Source organism: Stagnimonas aquatica, from assembly GCF_003730135.1.
In the GTDB taxonomy this organism is placed as follows: domain Bacteria; phylum Pseudomonadota; class Gammaproteobacteria; order Nevskiales; family Nevskiaceae; genus Stagnimonas; species Stagnimonas aquatica.
Map to the genome: position 1 here is coordinate 170,213 of NZ_RJVO01000002.1, position 16,305 is coordinate 186,517.

The window sequence follows — 16,305 nt, forward strand, 5'->3', positions numbered from 1 at the left end:
ACAGGTTGGTGCATTGTTTGCGTTAACTTTCCGTTAACAAAACATCTTCAGGTCCGTTACCCATGCGCCTTCTCCGCCTGCCGCCCGCCCTCGGAGCTGCCCTCTGCAGCCTGCTGCTGGTCACTGCCACCCTGCAATCCCGGCCGCCGGCGGAAACCCGGCAACAACGGCTGACCGCCCATCGCAGCGCCGAAACCCCGGCACAGCTGATGCAGGCCAAGGACGTGCGCCACCGCAAGGCCGGTGTGGTGCCGGAGGGCGCCATCCGTTCGGCACTGGCGCAGAAGGCGCTGATCGCCGGCAAGGCCGACATCCCCGGCTCCGCCGGCGTCTGGTCCGAGCACGGAAAGGGCAATCTCGACGACGGCTCGGGGGCCTTCCAGGCCGCGCGAGTCGACAACTTCGCCTACGACCCGGTGGCCAAGCGGCTGTTCCTGGCCGGCGGCACCGCCGGCGTCTGGATGTCCACCGCCGTCGATGGCGACGTACGCACCATCGGCGACCAGTGGGTTTCGGTGGGCGAAACCCTGCCGACCCAGATCGTCGGCGGCGTCGGCTGGAGCGCGGCCGAAGGCGGCACCCTGATCGCCGCCAGCGGCGAGGCCGTGATGGGTTCCAGCGGCTACCTGGGCCTGGGCGCCTACTGGAGCAGCGATCTCGGCGCCAGCTGGCACCAGGCCAGCGGCTTTCCGGACGCGGCGCTGGTGTTCCGCGTCGCGGTGGACGAGGCCAATCCGCAGTACGTCTACATCGCCAGCAGCAAGGGTCTGTTCCGCAGCGCCGACGCTGGCCGCAGCTACGCCAATGTGCGGCTGCCGACCTCGGAGGACTGCGCCGGTGTCGAGGACATCGCCAGCAAGTGCTTCTACGCCAACTACGTCACCGACGTGATCGTGAAGGTGCCTGGCGGCCTCACCGAGGAAACCTGCGACGCCAAGGGCTGCCCGGTGCTGGCCGGCGTCGGCTTCCGTACCGGCTCCACGGCGACTTTCCAGGACGGCACCCCGCAGGCACCGGGCAACGGCCTGTACCGCTCGGCCAGCGGCGAGGTGGATAGTTTCGCCAAGCTCGATGTCTCCGCCGTCAGCCCGCTGCTGCCGGTGGGCTTCGCGCCGCAGGAGCGCATCGGCCGCATCGAGCTGACCAGTGCCCACGGCCCGGATCAGGACCACAACTACGTCTATGCCATCGTCCAGGACGCGATCCTGTTCAACGGCGGCATCACCGGCATCGAACAGCTCGACGCGCTGCTGGGGCCCTTGCTGATCCTCGGCTTCCCCTCGGTATTCAACGGCCTGTACGTGTCCTCCAATTTCGGCGACAGCTGGGTGCGGATGGCCGACACCACCGAGATCATCGCCCCGATCACCGGCTCCGAGATCGCCCTGGTCGGCGTCATCGCCGGCAGCGGCGCCGGCATCCAGACCTGGTACAACGCCTGGGTGGCGGTGGACCCGACCCGCGCCGATCTGCTGCTGGGCGCGCCCACCCGCATCGGCTTCGGTCTGGAAGAGGTCTGGCAGAACCGCATCCCCGGCGTGCCGCTCAACGGCCTCAGCCAGTTCGGCCCCTCCGACTTCGAGGTGATCGGCACCTACTTCAATCTCGCCGGCCTGTTCCCCTCCACCACCCATCCCGACCAGCACGCCGGCATCTACCTGCCCACGGACGACGGCGGCGTCTGCCTGTTCGCCGGCAATGACGGCGGTGTCTACAAGCAGTGCGTGGCCGCCAACGGCCAGATGAACAACAGTGGCTGGGGCCAGGGCGCCAACACCGGCATGTACAGCCTGCTGCCCTACGGCCTGGGCGTGGCCAAGGACGAGACCGTGTGGTTCGGCCTGCAGGACAACGGCTCCGGCCTGATCGACCCCAAGCGCGAATTCAAGATGTTCCAGACCCTGGGTGGCGACGGCTTCTACGCCGAGGTCGATCCGGACAATTCCGACATCGCCTACTTCGAGACCCAGAACGGCGGCCTCACCCGCACCACCAACCGTGGCGCCAGCACCAGCGACATCGCGCCCACCTATACCCGGGTGATGTTCGACAACTGGTTCCGCATGGACCCGCTGGACGCCCAGCACATGGTCACCGGCGCGCAGGAGATCTACGAGACCAAGAGCGCTTCGACCGTCACCGGCAGCAGCTGGGTGGAGGTGTTCAACTTCGGCACCAACCCCGACACCGGCGCGATCATCACCACCACCACCATGGAGGTGCTGGGCACGGCGGTCTACGTCGGCGGCTGCGGCGACTGCGGCGCCTCCGGCAACGACACCGGCTTCCAGAACTTCCTCGCCACCAACGTCCAGGACGGCGTCGAGCGGGTGCCGGAAACGGCTGCCGGCTGGCATCTCGCCAAGCGCGAGGGCCTGCCCAACCGCTACATCACCGGCATTGCCATCGACCCGGCCAATCCGAAGACCATCTACGTCGCGCTCGGCGGCTACCTCTCCAACCTGCGTCCGCCGGGCCACTACAACGACCCCAATACCAACATCGGCGGCGGCGCCCTGTACAAGTCCACCGACGCCGGTGAAACCTTCGTCGCTGCCTCCGGCGACCTGCCGGAGGCCCAGGCGTCCAGCGTGGTGCTGCGCGGCCAGCAGCTGATCGTCGCCACCGATGTCGGCGTGTTCATCTCCAGCGATCTCAGCGGCAGCAGCTGGACCGGCCTCGGCACCGGCCTGCCGGCGGTGCCGGTGAACATGCTGCGGATGAAGCCCAAGGCCACGCCGGACGAGGCCGACAAGCTGTTCGCCGCCACCTTCGGCCGCCACATCTGGAGCTACCGCTTCGCCGACCCGGCGGGCGGTTCCAGCAGCGGCGGTTCCAGCTCCGGCGGCTCGACCAGCTCCGGCTCGGGTTCCGGCGGTTCGAGCGGCTCGGGCTCCAGTTCGGGCAGCACCAGCAGCGGCGGTTCGACCAGCTCCGGCTCCGGTTCCAGCTCCGGCGGTTCCGGCTCGGGCAGCGGCTCGGGCTCGGGCGGCAGCTCCGGCAACGAGGGTCGCTTCGGCGGCGGCAGTCTGGGTGGCGGCCTGCTCGGTCTGCTGATGCTGGCGGCGCTGGCCGGCCGCCGGCGCCTGGCCGGCGGTCGCTGAGTCGCCGCCGTGGCCCTGCCCAAGGCACCCTTGCTGGCGGCCTCGCTGGCGGTTCTCGCCACCCTGGCGGTCAGCGGCACCGATCCGCGCCCCGGGCAATGCCCGCAAGGCACGCAGCCGATCCATAGCGCGCGGGCGCAGCAGGGCGGGCGCTATTGCAGCAAGCTGGTGCCGCGCGAGCTGGAGGCGAAGGCGCCGAGCGCGCACCCGCTGCTGCGCGGCGCGGCGCCGGACCCGGCGGTCTTTCGCGGCGCCCTGCACGACAAGGCCAGCCTGGAGCCGCTCAAGAGCCTGGTGCCCAAGGCCAATGGCGACTGGCAGCCCTATGCCAGGGGCGGGCTGATCTCCGGGCGCTCGATCTACAGCGCCCGCGTCGACAACTTCGCCTACGACGAGGACGGCAAGCGCCTGTTCGCGGCGGTCGGCACCGGCGGCCTCTGGATGAGCGAGGCCATCGACGGCGACATCCGCACGCTCGGCGACCACTGGGTCTCGGTCGGCGAGAAGCTGCCCAGCCAGATCAACGGCGGGGTGATCTGGACCCCGGCCGGTGGCGGCACCCTGCTGGCGGCCGGCGGCGAATCGGTGATGGGCAACAACGGCTACATGGGCCTGGGCGCGTACTGGAGCAAGGACCTCGGCCAGAGCTGGACCCGCGCCACCGGCTTCCCCGACGGCGTGCAGGTCTACAACGCCCGCCGCGATCCCGGCAATCCGCAGGTTCTCTACATCGCCTCATCCATCGGCCTCTACCGCTCGGAGGACGCCGGCCGCAGCTTCGTCAACGTACGGCTGCCGACCACCCCGGACTGCGCCGGCAACGAGAGCATCAGCAGCCCCTGCCAGTTCGCCAACGTGGTCACCGACGTGGTCATCAAGGCACCGGGCGGCAGTACCGGCGAGGTCTGCGATCCCAGCGGTTGCCCGGTGGTGGCGGCGGTGGGCTGGCGCGCCGGACAAGCGACCTTCCCCGACGGCACGGTGATGGCGCCGGCCAACGGTCTCTATCGCTCCGACACCGGCGCCCGCGACAGCTTCGTCGCCATCGACGACGAGCCGCTGAACGCGCTGCTGCCGCAGGGCTTCGCGCCACGCGCGCGCACCGGGCGCATCGAGATGGGCGCCGCCACCGGCCCCGAGCAGGATCACAACTACCTCTACGCCATCGTCCAGGACTCGGTGAATTTCAACGAGGGCTACGCGCTGCTCGACCCCATCCTCGACGATCTGCTGACCCTGCCGCTGACGACTGCCGTGCACGGCATCTTCGTCTCCGCCGACTTCGGCCAGAGCTGGTTCCGCATGGCCAACGACGACGAGCTGATCGCGACGGTGGGCTCGCTGTCGTTCCTGCCCGGCGTGCAGACCTGGTACAACGAATGGATCGCGGTGGACCCGACGCGCCAGTTGGCCGGCATCCCCACCCGCATGAGCTTCGGCATGGAAGAGGTGTTCCAGAACACGCTGACGCGAGTGCCGCTCAACGGTGTGCTGCAGGCCGGCCTGCTCGACTTCACGGTGATCGGCCGCTACTTCGAGCTGGGCCTGCCCGGCGAGTCCACCACCACCCATCCCGACCAGCACGTCGGCCTCTATCTGCCGGATGGCGAGGGCGGGGTCTGCCTGTTTGCCGGCGGTGACGGCGGCGTGTTCAAGCAGTGCGTGGCCGCCAACGAGGAGATGGACAACACGAAGTGGGGCGCCGGCGCCAACGAGGGCTTCTACGCCTTGCTGCCCTACGGCCTGGCGGTGGCCAAGGACGGCACCGTCTGGCAGGGCCACCAGGACAACGGCTCCGGCCACATCGAGCCGGACACCCGCGAGCAGTTCCAGGACTTCGGCGCCGACGGCTTCTTCGCCGAGGTGGACCCGGACAACAGCGATGTCAGCTACACCGAGTCGCAGAACGGCGGCCTGCGCCGCACCACCGACCGCGGCGCCAGTTCGAGCAACATCGCGCCCAGCTACACCCGGGTGAACTTCGCCAACTGGTTCGTGATGGACCCGCTGGACGCCCAGCACATGCTCACCGGCGCGCAGGAGATCTACGCCACGCTCAAGGCCGAGACGGTGACCAGCAGCTCCTGGCTGGAGGTTTTCAACCTCGGCAGCAATCCCGACACCGGCGCGATCCGCACCACCACCACCATGCACGTCCACGGCCCGCACGCCTACGTCGGCTACTGCGGCGACTGCGGGGTGACGGTGAACGACACCGGCTTCGCCAATGGCATCGCCACCAATGTCGGCGGCACCGAACCGCCCGAGAAGGGGACCAGCAAGGGCTGGCACTTCGCAGCCGCGCGCGGACTGGACAGCCGCTTCATCGCCGGCATCGAGATGGACGAGAGCGACCCCAAGACCATCTACGTGACGCTCGCCGGCTACGCCTCCAACATCCGGCCGGCCGGCAGCTACCAGGACCCCAATGCCGAGAAGATCGGCAGCGGCGTGGTGTTCAAGTCCACCGACGCGGGCGAGAGCTTTACCGACATCTCCGGCAACCTGCCGCGCGCGCAGACCAACACCGTGGTGCTGCATCGCGACGCCAGCGGGCGCGGCCAGTTGATCGTCGGCACCGACATCGGCCCCTTCATTTCCAGCGACACCGAGGGCAGCAACTGGGCGCCGCTGGGCAACCAGTTGCCCAATGTGCCGGTGGTGATGCTGCGGATGAAGCCCAAGGCCAGCGCCGACGAGCCCGACACCCTGTTCGCCGCCACGCATGGTCGCGGCATCTGGAGCTACGAGCTGCCGAAGCTGATCGTCGATCCGCCGCCCGCCGGTGGTGGTGGCAGCGACGGTGGCGACGGCCAGGGCCGCTATGGCGGCAGCCTGGGCGGCCTGAGCCTGCTCGGCCTGCTGGGCTTGCTGGCCCTGCGGCGCGGCCGTCGCCGCCACTGAACCGATCCACCGCCGGTACGGTCAGGATCAAGCCCGGGCGAAACCCGGGCTTTTTCTTGCTAGCCAAACTGCATGAACCGCTCGCCCCTGCCCCGCCTCGCCCTCCTGTTCACCGCCTACACCGGCTCCCTGTTCGCGGCGCCGGCGCCGATCCAGTTGCAGGTCGATGTCAGCGACACCCAGCGCCGGCTGTTCCGGGTGGAGGAAACCATCCCGGTGCAAGCCGGACCGCTGTCGCTGCTCTACCCGGAATGGCTGCCCGGCAATCACGCCCCGCGCGGCCCCATCGAGGCCCTGGCCGGCCTGCGCATCGAGGGCGGCGGCCAGGCCCTGGCCTGGACCCGCGATCCTCTGGACATGTACCGCTTCCGCCTGCTGGTTCCGGACGGCGTCAGCGAGCTGAAGGTCCGGTTCGACTACGCAACACCGATGCTGCGCGAGCAGGGCCGCATCGTCGCCACGCCGGAAATGATCGGCCTGCAATGGAACACCGTGCTGCTGTACCCCGAGGGCGCCGCCCGTGAGCTGCGCGTCGAACCGAGCATCCGCCTGCCGACCGGCTGGCAGCAGGCCAGCGCGCTGCCGGCGCGGGACCGCGAGGGCGACCTCGTCCGCTTCGCCAACGTGGATCTCGACACTCTGATCGACTCACCGCTGTTCGCCGGCCGCTACTTCCGGCAGTACACGCTCGATGCCGGCGCGCGGCCGGTGTACCTGAACATGGTCGCCGACGCGCCCTACCAGCTCGACGCCAAGCCCGAGCAGCTCGCCGCCCATGCCCGCTTGGTGCGCGAGGCCGACGCGCTGTTCCGCTCGCGGCATTTCGAGCGCTACGACTTCCTCTTCGCGCTCAGCGATGCCTTCAGCGGCATCGGCCTGGAGCACCATCGCTCCAGCGAAAACGCGCTGCCGCCCAACTACTTCAGCGACTGGGACAAGGCCGGCGCCGGGCGCTCGCTGCTGCCGCACGAGTACGTGCATTCCTGGAACGGCAAGTTCCGCCGCCCCGCCGACCAGGTGGTGGCCAATCACAACACGCCGCTGCAGAACAGCCTGCTCTGGGTCTACGAGGGCCAGACCACCTACTGGGGCAATGTGCTGGCGGCGCGCTCCGGACTGTGGAGCGCCGACTTCGCCCGCGAGGCGCTGGCGCAACTGGTCGCCACCCAGGCACTGGCGCGGCCCGGACGGCTCTGGCGGCCCCTGATCGACACCACCAACCAGCCGATCCTCACCCCACGCCGGCCGCTGTCCTGGCCGGGCTGGCAGCGCGGCGAGGACTACTACACCGAAGGCGCGCTGATCTGGCTGGATGTCGACACCCGCCTGCGCGAGCTGAGCCGGGAAAAGAAGTCGCTGGACGATTTCGCCGCTGGCTTCTTCGGCGTCGAGGATGGCCGCGTCGAGGCCCTGCCCTACTCGTTTGAAGACGTGGTGGCTGCGCTGAACCGGATCGCGCCCTACGACTGGGCCGGCTTCCTGAAGGACAAGCTGCATCGCAGCAGCGAGGACGCGCCGCTGGACGGCCTCGCCCGCGCCGGCTGGAAGCTGAGCTTCGCGCCGGAGCCCACCGCCTTCGTGAAGAGCAACGAGGAGCGCAACAAGAACAAGGATTTCAGCTGGTCGCTGGGCGTCGTGGTGGGCAAGGACGGCGCGCTGGAGGATGTGCTCTGGGGCTCACCCGCCTTCGCCGCCGGGCTCTCCAAGGGCGACACCCTGTTGTCGGTGAATGGCCGCAGCTACAGCGCCGACTTGCTCAGGCAGGCGCTGATCGACGCGCAGAAGAACACGCAGCCGATCGAACTGATCCTGAAGAACCTCGACCGCTGGCGCACGGTGCGCATCGACTACCGCGAAGGCCCGCGCTATCCGCGCCTGGAACGCCTCGCCGGCACGCCCGACCGGCTGTCCGCCATCCTCAGGCCGCGCGCGAACTAGCCAGGGCTTCAACCTTGTCGAAATGCTCGACCAGCAGACCGACGAGCTTGGGCACCAGCACCGGCGGAATGTCGTGGCCCATGCCGGGAATCACGTGCAGGGTGGCGTCCGGCACCTGCTTGGCAAGATCGTAGGCGGCCGCCACTGGCACCAGGGGATCGGCCTCGCCGTGGATGATCTGCACCGGCATCGGTAACTGGCGCAGCAATTGGCGACGGTGGCGCGCGGCGAGGATGGCGGCAGTCTGGCGAGCGGTGCCGCGCGGGTAGTGGGCGCGGTCGATGTAGCGCTCCACCTGGGCCTGCAAGTGCTCGACCGGCGTCGGATAGCCAGGACTGCCGATCAACTGCCAGGTCTGCACACCATGACGCACCAGCGCGGCGCGGTCGCGGCCTTCGGGACGACGGATCATGCGCAACTGCAGCCGCCAGTGCGGCTGCGGCAGGCCGGGATGGCCGCTGTTGGTCATCCACAGCGTCAGGCTGCGCAAGCGCTGCGGGTGCCGGGCGGCGAGCAACTGGGCGATCATGCCGCCCATCGACAGGCCCACCACATGGGCCTGGGCAATGCCCAGCGCATCCATCAGTCCAAGGGCGTCGGCAGCGAGGTCTTCCAGACCATAGGGCGCGCGCAGCGGTAGCCGCAGGCGCGCAGCGATGCCGGCGCGCAGCAGCTTGGGCATGCCCGCCTGCTCCATGCGGCTGCTCAGGCCGACATCGCGATTGTCGAAGCGCACGACGCGATAGCCGGCCGCCAGCAACTGCTCGCAGAGCGCGTCCGGCCAATGGATCAGCTGGCAGCCCAGCCCCATGATCAGCAGCGCCACTGGCGCCTGATCGGGACCCAGGCTTTCGTATTCGATTTCGATTCCGTTGGCGGTGACGCGGGGCATGAGGGTGCTCGGATTGCGGATTGCGGATTGCGGATTGCGGATTGCGGATTGCGGATTGCGGATTGCGGATTGCGGATTGCGGCCATCCTCGCACGAGGCCCCGGAATTCGGCTTGGCTCTGGCTACACTGGCGCATGTCCGCGCCGCCCACCAAGAAGCATCTGCTGCTGATCTGGCACAGCCAGTCCGGCCGCACTGCGGCGCTGGCCGAGGCGGTGGCAGCCGGTGCGGCAGACTTCGCCGACGAGGTGGAACTGCGCCGGCGCCGGGCACTGGACGCCAACCTCGACGACCTGCTCTGGGCGCAAGGCCTGCTGATCGGCACTCCGGAGAACTTCGGCTATCTCAGCGGCGCGCTGAAGGACTTCCTCGACCGCACCTACTACCCGGCGCAGGGCAAGGTCGATGGCCTGCCCTGGGCGATGTTCGTGAGCGCCGGCAACGACGGCAGCGGCGCGGTGCGGGCGCTGGAGCGCATCGCCCTGGGCTACAACTGGCGACGCGTCGCGCCACCCTTGATCGTCCAGGGAGAGGTCGAAATCGCGCATCTGGAAGCAGCGCGCGAGCTGGGACAAACCCTGGCAGCCGGCCTGGCCTATGGCGCCTACTGAAACACCGGTGCTAGAGGTTGCCGGGCTGGCCGTGTACGAACGCGAGCTGGACTGGCAGGCGCTGCGGGCGCAGGGCTCCGGCGGCCAGAATCTGCACAAGACCGAAAGCGCGGTGCAGTTGCGCTATGACATCCGCGCCGGCTCGCTGCCGGTCGAGGTGCAGGAGCGGCTGCTGGCGCGCGGCGACCGTCGCATCAGCCGTGAGGGCGTGCTGGTCATCAAGGCGCAAACACTGCGCAGCCAGGATCGCAACCGCGAGGACGCGCTGGCGCGGCTGGCCGAGCTCATCGCCAGCGCCGCCAGCGTACCCAAGCCGCGCAAGCCGACCCGCCCCAGTCGCGCGGCAAAACGCCGGCGGCTGGACGACAAGGGGCGCCGCTCCGAGCTCAAGGCCGGCCGCGGCAAGCTTCTTGAATAGCCGAATCCAGCTCCCGCAATCCGCAATCCGCAATCCGCAATCCGCAATCCGCAATCCGCAATCCGCAATCCGCAATCCGCAATCCGCAATCGAAAAGTATGGCCCGCCGAATTGCTGTCCGCCGCTCTCCCATCCACGGCTCTGGCGTGTTCGCCGTCCAGGACATCCCCGCCGGCACCACCCTGCTGGAATATCGTGGCCGCCGCCTCAGCCACGAGGAGGGCGACCTGATCTACGGCGACAACCACGCCGGCGGCCACACCTTCCTGTTCACGCTCAATGAGCGCTGGCTGATCGACGCCAATGTCAGCGGCAATGCCGCGCGCTGGATCAATCACAGCTGCGCGCCCAACTGCCAGGCGTTGCTGGTGGAAAGCGCGCAGCCGGGCTCGGAGTTTGATCGCGTCTACATCGAGACCCTGCGTGCGGTGAAGTCCGGCGAGGAGCTGGCCTATGACTACGGCATCGACCTCGGCGTGAAGCCGACCGCCAAGCTGCGGAAGATCTGGGCCTGCCGCTGCGGCGCGCCGGAGTGCACCGGCACGCTCATCAAGTCCTGGCCGAAATAGCGGCCAGCGACACAGGCCGAGCACAACGAAAAACCCCGGCGCGAGGCCGGGGTTTTCTTACCGCGTGAAGCCTTTGGAGCAAGCCTTACAGGGGCTTGATCTGGGTGGCCTGCATGCCCTTGGGGCCGCGCTGCGCGGTGTACTCCACGCGCTGGCCTTCCTTGAGGGTCTTGAAGCCGGTGCCCTGGATTTCCTTGAAGTGGGCGAAGAGGTCTTCACCGCCGCCTTCCGGGGTGATGAAGCCAAAGCCCTTGGTGTCATTGAACCACTTGACGATGCCGGTAGTCGTGGACATTGAAACGTTCCTTTTGAACTGATGTTTTTGAAAATGCGGCAAAACGCCGCGGTTTTGTCAGCCATCCAGAAACGTTACCGTGACGCTACATTCATCGAGGTTGAAACAACGCCGATGAAACTCCCGGAAATCTTTTTTTGAATATGCTGCGGTGGCGATTCTACACCCAAGTAGAAATTGCGGCGCAAGCCCCTCAGAGCCTCATTCGAGGGATGCAGGGCACCTCTGGCGGCGCCCAGTGTCAGAGCCCGGGATGGCCGATCAGCGCCGATTCGCCATCAACGGTCGAAAACGCCGTCATTCGTCGCCCAGCCTGCGCGTATCCTTCGCCACCTTTTCGTCGTCCCCCAAAGCCATGAGCGACCCTACCCGTCCAACCGCCGTGAGTCGCTATGACTGGATCGCCTGGGGCCTGGCGGTGGCGGCGCTGATCTTCGTGCTGAAAACCCATCTGCTGCCGGCCTTGCTGGCGGGGCTGATGGTCTATTCCCTGGTGCAGTTGCTCACCCCGAGGCTGGCGATCACCAGCCTGGGCGGTGAGGGCCGGCGCTGGCTGGCGGTGCTGATGGTCGCCAGCGCGGTGATCGCCGGCATGGCCGCCCTGGGCTTTGCCATCGCCTCGTTCTTCCGCGCCAGCGACGAGAGCATCCCGGCCCTGTTCCAGCGCATGGCGGAAATCATCGACCAGTCGCGTGACCGCCTCCCCGACTGGCTGCTGGCCAACCTCCCCGACAACGCCGAAGACCTGCGCCGCTCGGTCACCGAATGGCTGCGGGTGCATGCGCAGTCACTGCAGACCGCGAGCACCGAGTTCCTGCGCGGACTGGCGCACGTGATCATCGGCATGGTGGTCGGCGCCATGCTGGCCTTGCAGGCGACGCGCGGCCCGCGCGAGTCGGCGCCGCTGACCGCCGCGCTCATCCATCACGGCCGACGCATCGCCGACTCCTTCCGCCGCGTGGTGTTCGCGCAGGTCTGGATCTCCGCCATCAATACCCTGCTCACCTGGGCCTATCTGGTGCTGATCCTGCCCTCGCTGGACATCAATCTGCCGCTGACCAAGACCCTGGTGGCACTGACCTTCGTGGTCGGCCTGCTGCCGATCATCGGCAACCTGATCTCCAATACCGCCATCTTCGTGGTCAGTATGAGCCAGTCGCTGGTGCTGGCCTTCGCCTCGCTCAGCTACCTGGTGTTGATCCACAAGCTGGAGTACTTCCTCAATGCCCGGATCATCGGCGGCCACATCCGCGCCCGAGCCTGGGAGCTGCTGCTGGCCATGCTGGCGATGGAGGCCGCGTTCGGCATCTCCGGCCTGATCATCGCGCCCATGGCCTATTCGTATTTCAAGGACGAGCTGCGCGACAAGGGCCTGGTGTAGAGCCCGCCAAAAGCAACCGTTCGTCGGATATTTTTTAGCCAGTCACCACAACCCATTGTGTCTCCATGGCAGTTGATCCACGATCCCTAGCGGTGGAGGTCGTAGTCTCCGCATGGTGCGAAGGCCGCCCCCCACGTACTGAAAGGTAAGGAGGAATCAACATGGCCGCTGCCAAGAAACCCGCCGCCAAGAAGACCGCTGCGAAGAAGACCGCCAAGAAGAAGTAGGCGCTGTCCTTTACCTTGGGGCATGGCGCGCTTTCCGCGCCATGCCCTTTTTAGTGTCCGCCGCCGACGCTCAGGCGGCGAAGAAGGCCGCCACCGCCGCTCGCTGGGCGGCCGCCTCGTTGAGGGTGCAGACCTCGCGCCAGAAGCGCTCGCCGTCCGGCCGCGCCTCGCAGTACCACTGGATGTGCTTGCGCGCGACGCGCAGACCGCGGCCCTCGCCGTACAGGCCATACAGCTCATCGAGGTGCTGGAGCAGCACCGCGCGCTGCTCGGCATCGGTGGGCAGAGGCGGGATCTCGCCGGTCTCCAGATAGCTGGCGATCTCGCGAAAGATCCAGGGGTTTCCCTGCGCCGCGCGGCCAATGTACAGGCCATCGGCGCCGGTCAGGCGCAGGACCTCGGCGGCCTTCAGAGGGCCATCGACATCGCCGTTGGCGAACACCGGGATGGCCACCGCCTGCTTCACCTCGGCGATGGTCTCGTACTCGGCGCTGCCCAGGTAGTAGTCCTCGCGGGTGCGGCCATGCAGCGCCAGGCTGGCAATGCCCGCCTGCTCGGCGATGCGGGCTATGCGCAGGGCGTTGCGGCTCTGGCGGGAAAATCCGGTGCGAAACTTGAGCGTCACCGGCACCGTGACCGCAGCGACCACCGCCTCCAGGATCCGCGCCACCAGCGCCTCGTCGCGCAGCAGCGCCGAGCCGGACAGCGCGCCGCAGACCTTCTTGGCCGGACAGCCCATGTTGATGTCGATGATCTCGGCACCCTGCCCGACGTTCCAGCGCGCCGCCTCGGCCAGCACTTGCGGCTCGGCCCCGGCCAGCTGCACAGCGATGGGTCCGGGCTCACCGGCGTGGTCACGGCGGGTGCGACTCTTTTCGGTATCGCGCAGACGCGGATCGGCGTGCGCCATCTCGCTGACCGCCAGCCCGGCGCCCAGCCGTCGGCAGAGCACACGGAACGGCCGGTCGGTGACGCCGGCCATGGGCGATAGCACCAAGGGCGGATCAATGCGGTGCGGACCAATCTGGATCGCGGGCAGCTTCAAGCGAATCGGCCGGGAAAAATGCCATGGGAAGGCTGGCGGGGGCGCGAGTGTAGGCCAGCCCGCGCCCGGGGGAAGTCTCCCAGGGTCGATTGCAGCGGATGCGGCCCGGCATTCATGACGAATAGATCAGGTTAAAAAGCCGCCGACACCGACCCTCTGCGCAGTTCGTCGGCTGGACGCCGAGGAGGCTCAATTTGCAGCTTGGCCCTGCCGCTGGGGAGTGGTAGGTTTGACGCACGATTCATAAGAAATCTCCCCATGATCAAGACTGCCCTCGTAGTGGACGACTCCAAGTCGGCCCGCTTCGCCCTCCGGAAGTTTCTGGAAGGCTTCAACTACAAGGTCAACACGGCGGACAGCGCGGCGGATGCCTACCGCCAGCTGGCCGGCCCGCTGCCGGACGTGGTGTTTCTCGATCACATCATGCCGGGCGTCGATGGCTTCGAGGCGCTCAAGGTGATTCGCGCCGACCCGCTGACCTCGGCGCTGCCGGTGGTCATCTGTTCGTCCAACGAGGGTGAGGACTTCGTCCACCAGGCCAAGCTGCGCGGCGCCACCGACGTCTTGCAGAAGCCGCCCAGCCCGGAGCAGATCGCCGGCGTGCTGGCCAACCTCTCCAACCAGGACGCCGACTTCGCCAGTCTGGCACCGCGCCTGCAGCCGGAGCCCGCACCGGCGCGCGAGGCGCCGAGCATGATGGAACGGCTGATGGCGGCGATCCCGGCCAAGTCCGGCACGGTGACGGCCACGCCGGCGCCGATCACGCCCTCGAAGGTGCAGCCGATCCGCGAACCGGCGGTGGCGATCCAGCAGGCGGTCATGAAATCCCTGCGCGACGCCATGCCGCAGACCAGCGAACCGCGCCCGCCGGCACGGCCCGAGCTGCCGGCGGTGCCGACGCTGTCCAGCGAGGCCGCCAGCCCGGCATCGGATGCCCTGGAACAGCTGCGTTTAGAGGCCGAGGCGCGGTTCGCCGCGCTGCGCGAGGAACTGCTGGCCGAGATGCAGGGCCTGCGCCAGCAGTTGGGCCAGCTGAATGCCGGCACCGGCAGCGAGGAGCGCCTGCGCAATCTCGCCCAGGAGGCCGCCAAGAGCCGCACCAATGCCCTGGCGCAGACCCTGGAGCAGCACCTGACCTCGCTGCAGGCCAATCTCGATGCGGTCCTGCGTGCGCAGAACGAGCGTCTCGAACAGGCCCTGCAGCTGGTGCGTCAGACCGCCGCCGAGGAAGCCGAGCGGGTGGTGATGAACGCCGCCCAGCGCATCGCCGACCAGATGACCAGCTCCATGCTCAAGACCATGGGCCAGCAGCTGTCCTCGCTGGGGCGCGGCTCCTTCTAGGCAGAGAGCCCGGGGTCAGTAGCGCTTCAGCACAGCCCAGAACAGCAGCGCCCAGCCGGCCAGAAGCAGCAGGCCGCCGACCGGCGTGATCGCCCCCAGCCAGCGCAGGCCGGACAGCGCCAGCGTGTACAGGCTGCCACTGAACACCAGCACCCCCAGCGCGAAGCAGATGCCGGCGTTGGTCAGCGCGATCGACGGCCGCTGGCTGGCCAGCAAGCCCACCAGCAGCAGCGCCAGCGCGTGGTAGAACTGATACTCGACGGCGGTCTTCCACACCGCCAGGAGTTCCGGCGTCAGCCGCTCGCGCAGGCCGTGGGCACCGAACGCGCCCAGGGCAACGCCGAGAAAACCGTAGATCGCCCCGCTCAGCAGGGCCAGTTGCGCGAAGCTCATGTCCGTTCCACCACCTCGAAGCTGATCCCGGCGTTCTGCAGCCGCACCAGCAGAGCATCGCCCATCGCCGCCACTGGCGTCAGCTGACCGGCGCGCGCTGGCAGCTTGTCGTAGGCCAGCGCCAGGGTCGATTCGGCCAGCATCTTGGCGGTCTCGCCGTAACCGGGATCGCCACCCTTCACATCCACCACCACCCGCTGGCCGCCGGCTTCACCGATGAAGCGCACCCGGAACCAGCCCTGCTCGCGCTGCCGGGCACTGGGACCTTCACCGGAGGTCTGGCGCGACAGCAGGAAGTCGCGGCTGGGCTTGAACTGGGCGCCGGCGAACAGCGCGCCGACGCCGGCCACCAGAGCGACCGCCTGCGGCAGCTTGCTCACCTGCAGGTAGTGTCCGTAACGGAACGCCGGCCCGTAACGCTCGAGCGCCACCGCACTGCGTTTGACGATCTGCGGGTCGATGGTCGGCATCGGCAGTACCCAGCTGCCCAGTGACCGGTCGTAGCGCGGCCGGCTGCGGCTGCCGCCGATCTTGCGCAGCAGCGGCCGGGTCTCCCGCAGCCGGCGCTCGCGGTTGATCTTGAGATAGTCGCGGGCACGGGCAAAGGCATTGATCAGCGAGTGATAGGTGCCGGCGGAGAAGCGGCCGCCGACGCGCACGTAGCCCTCGATCTGCACCGGCACCGCCTCCGGCAGCTGCAGCAGGGTGTAGTAGGCGCCGAGATCGTGCGGGATGGAATCGAAGCCGCAGCAGTGCACCAGCCTGGCGCCGCTGCGCTCGGCGACGGCCTGGTACTTCAGCCACATGGCGTCGACGAATTCCGGCTCACCGGTGAGATCGCAGTAATGGGTGCCGGCATCGGCGCAGGCGCGTACCAGCGGCTCGCCGTGCAGGGCATAAGGGCCGACGGTGCTGACCACCACCTTGCTCTGCGCCGCCACCCGGGCGAGACCGGCGGAGTCGCGGGCGTCCACCACCAGCAGCTCCAGTGCCGCGCAGGCCGGATTGATGCGGGCGAGTTGGGCGCGCACCGCGTCGAGCTTGTCGCGATTGCGGCCGGCCAGCGCCCAGCGGGCGCCGCGCGGCGCGTGGCGCGCCAGGTATTCGGCGGTGAGGCCACCGGTGTAGCCGGTGGCGCCGAACAGGACAAAATCGTAGCTGCGGTCGGTCATGGGCTGGCGGCGGCG

13 protein-coding genes are annotated in these 16,305 nt (G+C 68.3%); 8 read left to right on the top strand and 5 right to left on the bottom strand.

Annotated elements, in window-relative coordinates; translation table 11 throughout:
* Positions 1 to 62 precede the first annotated feature (62 nt).
* The 3 genes from ED208_RS17265 (at position 63) to ED208_RS05270 (ending at position 7,946) form a co-directional block, all read left to right on the top strand.
* Positions 63 to 3,104, top strand: a complete 3,042-nt coding sequence (locus ED208_RS17265; protein WP_158608443.1) for a WD40/YVTN/BNR-like repeat-containing protein — start codon at positions 63 to 65, stop codon at positions 3,102 to 3,104.
* Positions 3,105 to 3,113: 9 nt separating this feature from the next.
* Complete coding sequence (locus tag ED208_RS05265; RefSeq protein WP_123210838.1) at positions 3,114 to 6,008, top strand: WD40/YVTN/BNR-like repeat-containing protein; 2,895 nt, start codon at positions 3,114 to 3,116, stop codon at positions 6,006 to 6,008.
* A 72-nt stretch (positions 6,009 to 6,080) separates the two neighbouring features.
* The gene (locus tag ED208_RS05270; protein WP_123210839.1) at positions 6,081 to 7,946 is read left to right on the top strand and encodes a M61 family metallopeptidase; all 1,866 of its coding nucleotides are present in this window, start codon (positions 6,081 to 6,083) and stop codon (positions 7,944 to 7,946) included.
* Here ED208_RS05270 and ED208_RS05275 read toward each other — a convergent pair.
* The gene (locus tag ED208_RS05275) at positions 7,927 to 8,838 is read right to left on the bottom strand and encodes an alpha/beta fold hydrolase (protein WP_123210840.1); all 912 of its coding nucleotides are present in this window, start codon (positions 8,836 to 8,838) and stop codon (positions 7,927 to 7,929) included. The two genes, ED208_RS05270 and ED208_RS05275, sit on opposite strands and share 20 nt — an antisense overlap.
* Before the next feature lie 134 nt (positions 8,839 to 8,972).
* Here ED208_RS05275 and ED208_RS05280 point away from each other — a divergent pair, with 134 nt between their 5' ends.
* The 3 genes from ED208_RS05280 (at position 8,973) to ED208_RS05290 (ending at position 10,436) form a co-directional block, all read left to right on the top strand.
* A complete protein-coding gene (locus tag ED208_RS05280; protein WP_123210841.1) occupies positions 8,973 to 9,449 on the top strand; it encodes a flavodoxin family protein in 477 nt (158 codons plus the stop codon).
* A complete protein-coding gene (arfB, locus tag ED208_RS05285) occupies positions 9,436 to 9,867 on the top strand; it encodes an alternative ribosome rescue aminoacyl-tRNA hydrolase ArfB (RefSeq protein ID WP_123210842.1) in 432 nt (143 codons plus the stop codon). The genes ED208_RS05280 and arfB overlap by 14 nt, the downstream gene beginning before the upstream one ends.
* Positions 9,868 to 9,965: 98 nt before the next feature.
* Positions 9,966 to 10,436 (top strand): SET domain-containing protein, encoded by a 471-nt coding sequence (locus tag ED208_RS05290; RefSeq protein WP_123210843.1) that lies wholly within the window; start codon positions 9,966 to 9,968, stop codon positions 10,434 to 10,436.
* 85 nt (positions 10,437 to 10,521) lie between these two features.
* Here ED208_RS05290 and ED208_RS05295 read toward each other — a convergent pair whose 3' ends face one another.
* Complete coding sequence (locus ED208_RS05295) at positions 10,522 to 10,731, bottom strand: cold-shock protein (RefSeq protein WP_123210844.1); 210 nt, start codon at positions 10,729 to 10,731, stop codon at positions 10,522 to 10,524.
* Between the two features lie 382 nt (positions 10,732 to 11,113).
* Between ED208_RS05295 and ED208_RS05300 the strand changes: the two genes are divergently transcribed.
* On the top strand, positions 11,114 to 12,112 hold the full coding sequence (locus tag ED208_RS05300) for an AI-2E family transporter (protein ID WP_233574846.1): 999 nt from the start codon (positions 11,114 to 11,116) through the stop codon (positions 12,110 to 12,112).
* Positions 12,113 to 12,409: 297 nt separating this feature from the next.
* On the opposite strand, the gene dusB is transcribed toward ED208_RS05300, so the two are convergent.
* Positions 12,410 to 13,369 carry a tRNA dihydrouridine synthase DusB gene (dusB, locus tag ED208_RS05305; RefSeq protein ID WP_123211210.1) on the bottom strand — a complete coding sequence of 320 codons (960 nt, stop codon included), beginning with the start codon at positions 13,367 to 13,369 and terminating at the stop codon, positions 12,410 to 12,412.
* Between the two features lie 273 nt (positions 13,370 to 13,642).
* Between dusB and ED208_RS05310 the strand changes: the two genes are divergently transcribed.
* On the top strand, positions 13,643 to 14,725 hold the full coding sequence (locus ED208_RS05310; protein WP_123210846.1) for a response regulator: 1,083 nt from the start codon (positions 13,643 to 13,645) through the stop codon (positions 14,723 to 14,725).
* Positions 14,726 to 14,740: 15 nt separating this feature from the next.
* Here ED208_RS05310 and ED208_RS05315 read toward each other — a convergent pair whose 3' ends face one another.
* Positions 14,741 to 15,118, bottom strand: a complete 378-nt coding sequence (locus ED208_RS05315; RefSeq protein WP_123210847.1) for a DUF423 domain-containing protein — start codon at positions 15,116 to 15,118, stop codon at positions 14,741 to 14,743.
* On the bottom strand, positions 15,115 to 16,290 hold the full coding sequence (locus ED208_RS05320; RefSeq protein WP_123210848.1) for a saccharopine dehydrogenase family protein: 1,176 nt from the start codon (positions 16,288 to 16,290) through the stop codon (positions 15,115 to 15,117). Before ED208_RS05320 ends, ED208_RS05315 begins: the two co-directional genes overlap by 4 nt.
* Positions 16,291 to 16,305 lie beyond the last annotated feature (15 nt).

What these genes read in the sequence shown, in the direction of transcription:
- ED208_RS17265 (WP_158608443.1), top strand. Translation starts at nt 63, where the DNA reads ATGCGCCTTCTCCGCCTGCCGCCCGCCCTCGGAGCTGCCCTCTGCAGC.
- ED208_RS05270 (WP_123210839.1), top strand. Translation starts at nt 6,081, where the DNA reads ATGAACCGCTCGCCCCTGCCCCGCCTCGCCCTCCTGTTCACCGCCTAC.
- ED208_RS05275 (WP_123210840.1), bottom strand. Translation starts at nt 8,838, where the DNA reads ATGCCCCGCGTCACCGCCAACGGAATCGAAATCGAATACGAAAGCCTG.
- ED208_RS05280 (WP_123210841.1), top strand. Translation starts at nt 8,973, where the DNA reads ATGTCCGCGCCGCCCACCAAGAAGCATCTGCTGCTGATCTGGCACAGC.
- arfB (WP_123210842.1), top strand. Translation starts at nt 9,436, where the DNA reads ATGGCGCCTACTGAAACACCGGTGCTAGAGGTTGCCGGGCTGGCCGTG.
- ED208_RS05290 (WP_123210843.1), top strand. Translation starts at nt 9,966, where the DNA reads ATGGCCCGCCGAATTGCTGTCCGCCGCTCTCCCATCCACGGCTCTGGC.
- ED208_RS05295 (WP_123210844.1), bottom strand. Translation starts at nt 10,731, where the DNA reads ATGTCCACGACTACCGGCATCGTCAAGTGGTTCAATGACACCAAGGGC.
- ED208_RS05310 (WP_123210846.1), top strand. Translation starts at nt 13,643, where the DNA reads ATGATCAAGACTGCCCTCGTAGTGGACGACTCCAAGTCGGCCCGCTTC.
- ED208_RS05315 (WP_123210847.1), bottom strand. Translation starts at nt 15,118, where the DNA reads ATGAGCTTCGCGCAACTGGCCCTGCTGAGCGGGGCGATCTACGGTTTT.
- ED208_RS05320 (WP_123210848.1), bottom strand. Translation starts at nt 16,290, where the DNA reads ATGACCGACCGCAGCTACGATTTTGTCCTGTTCGGCGCCACCGGCTAC.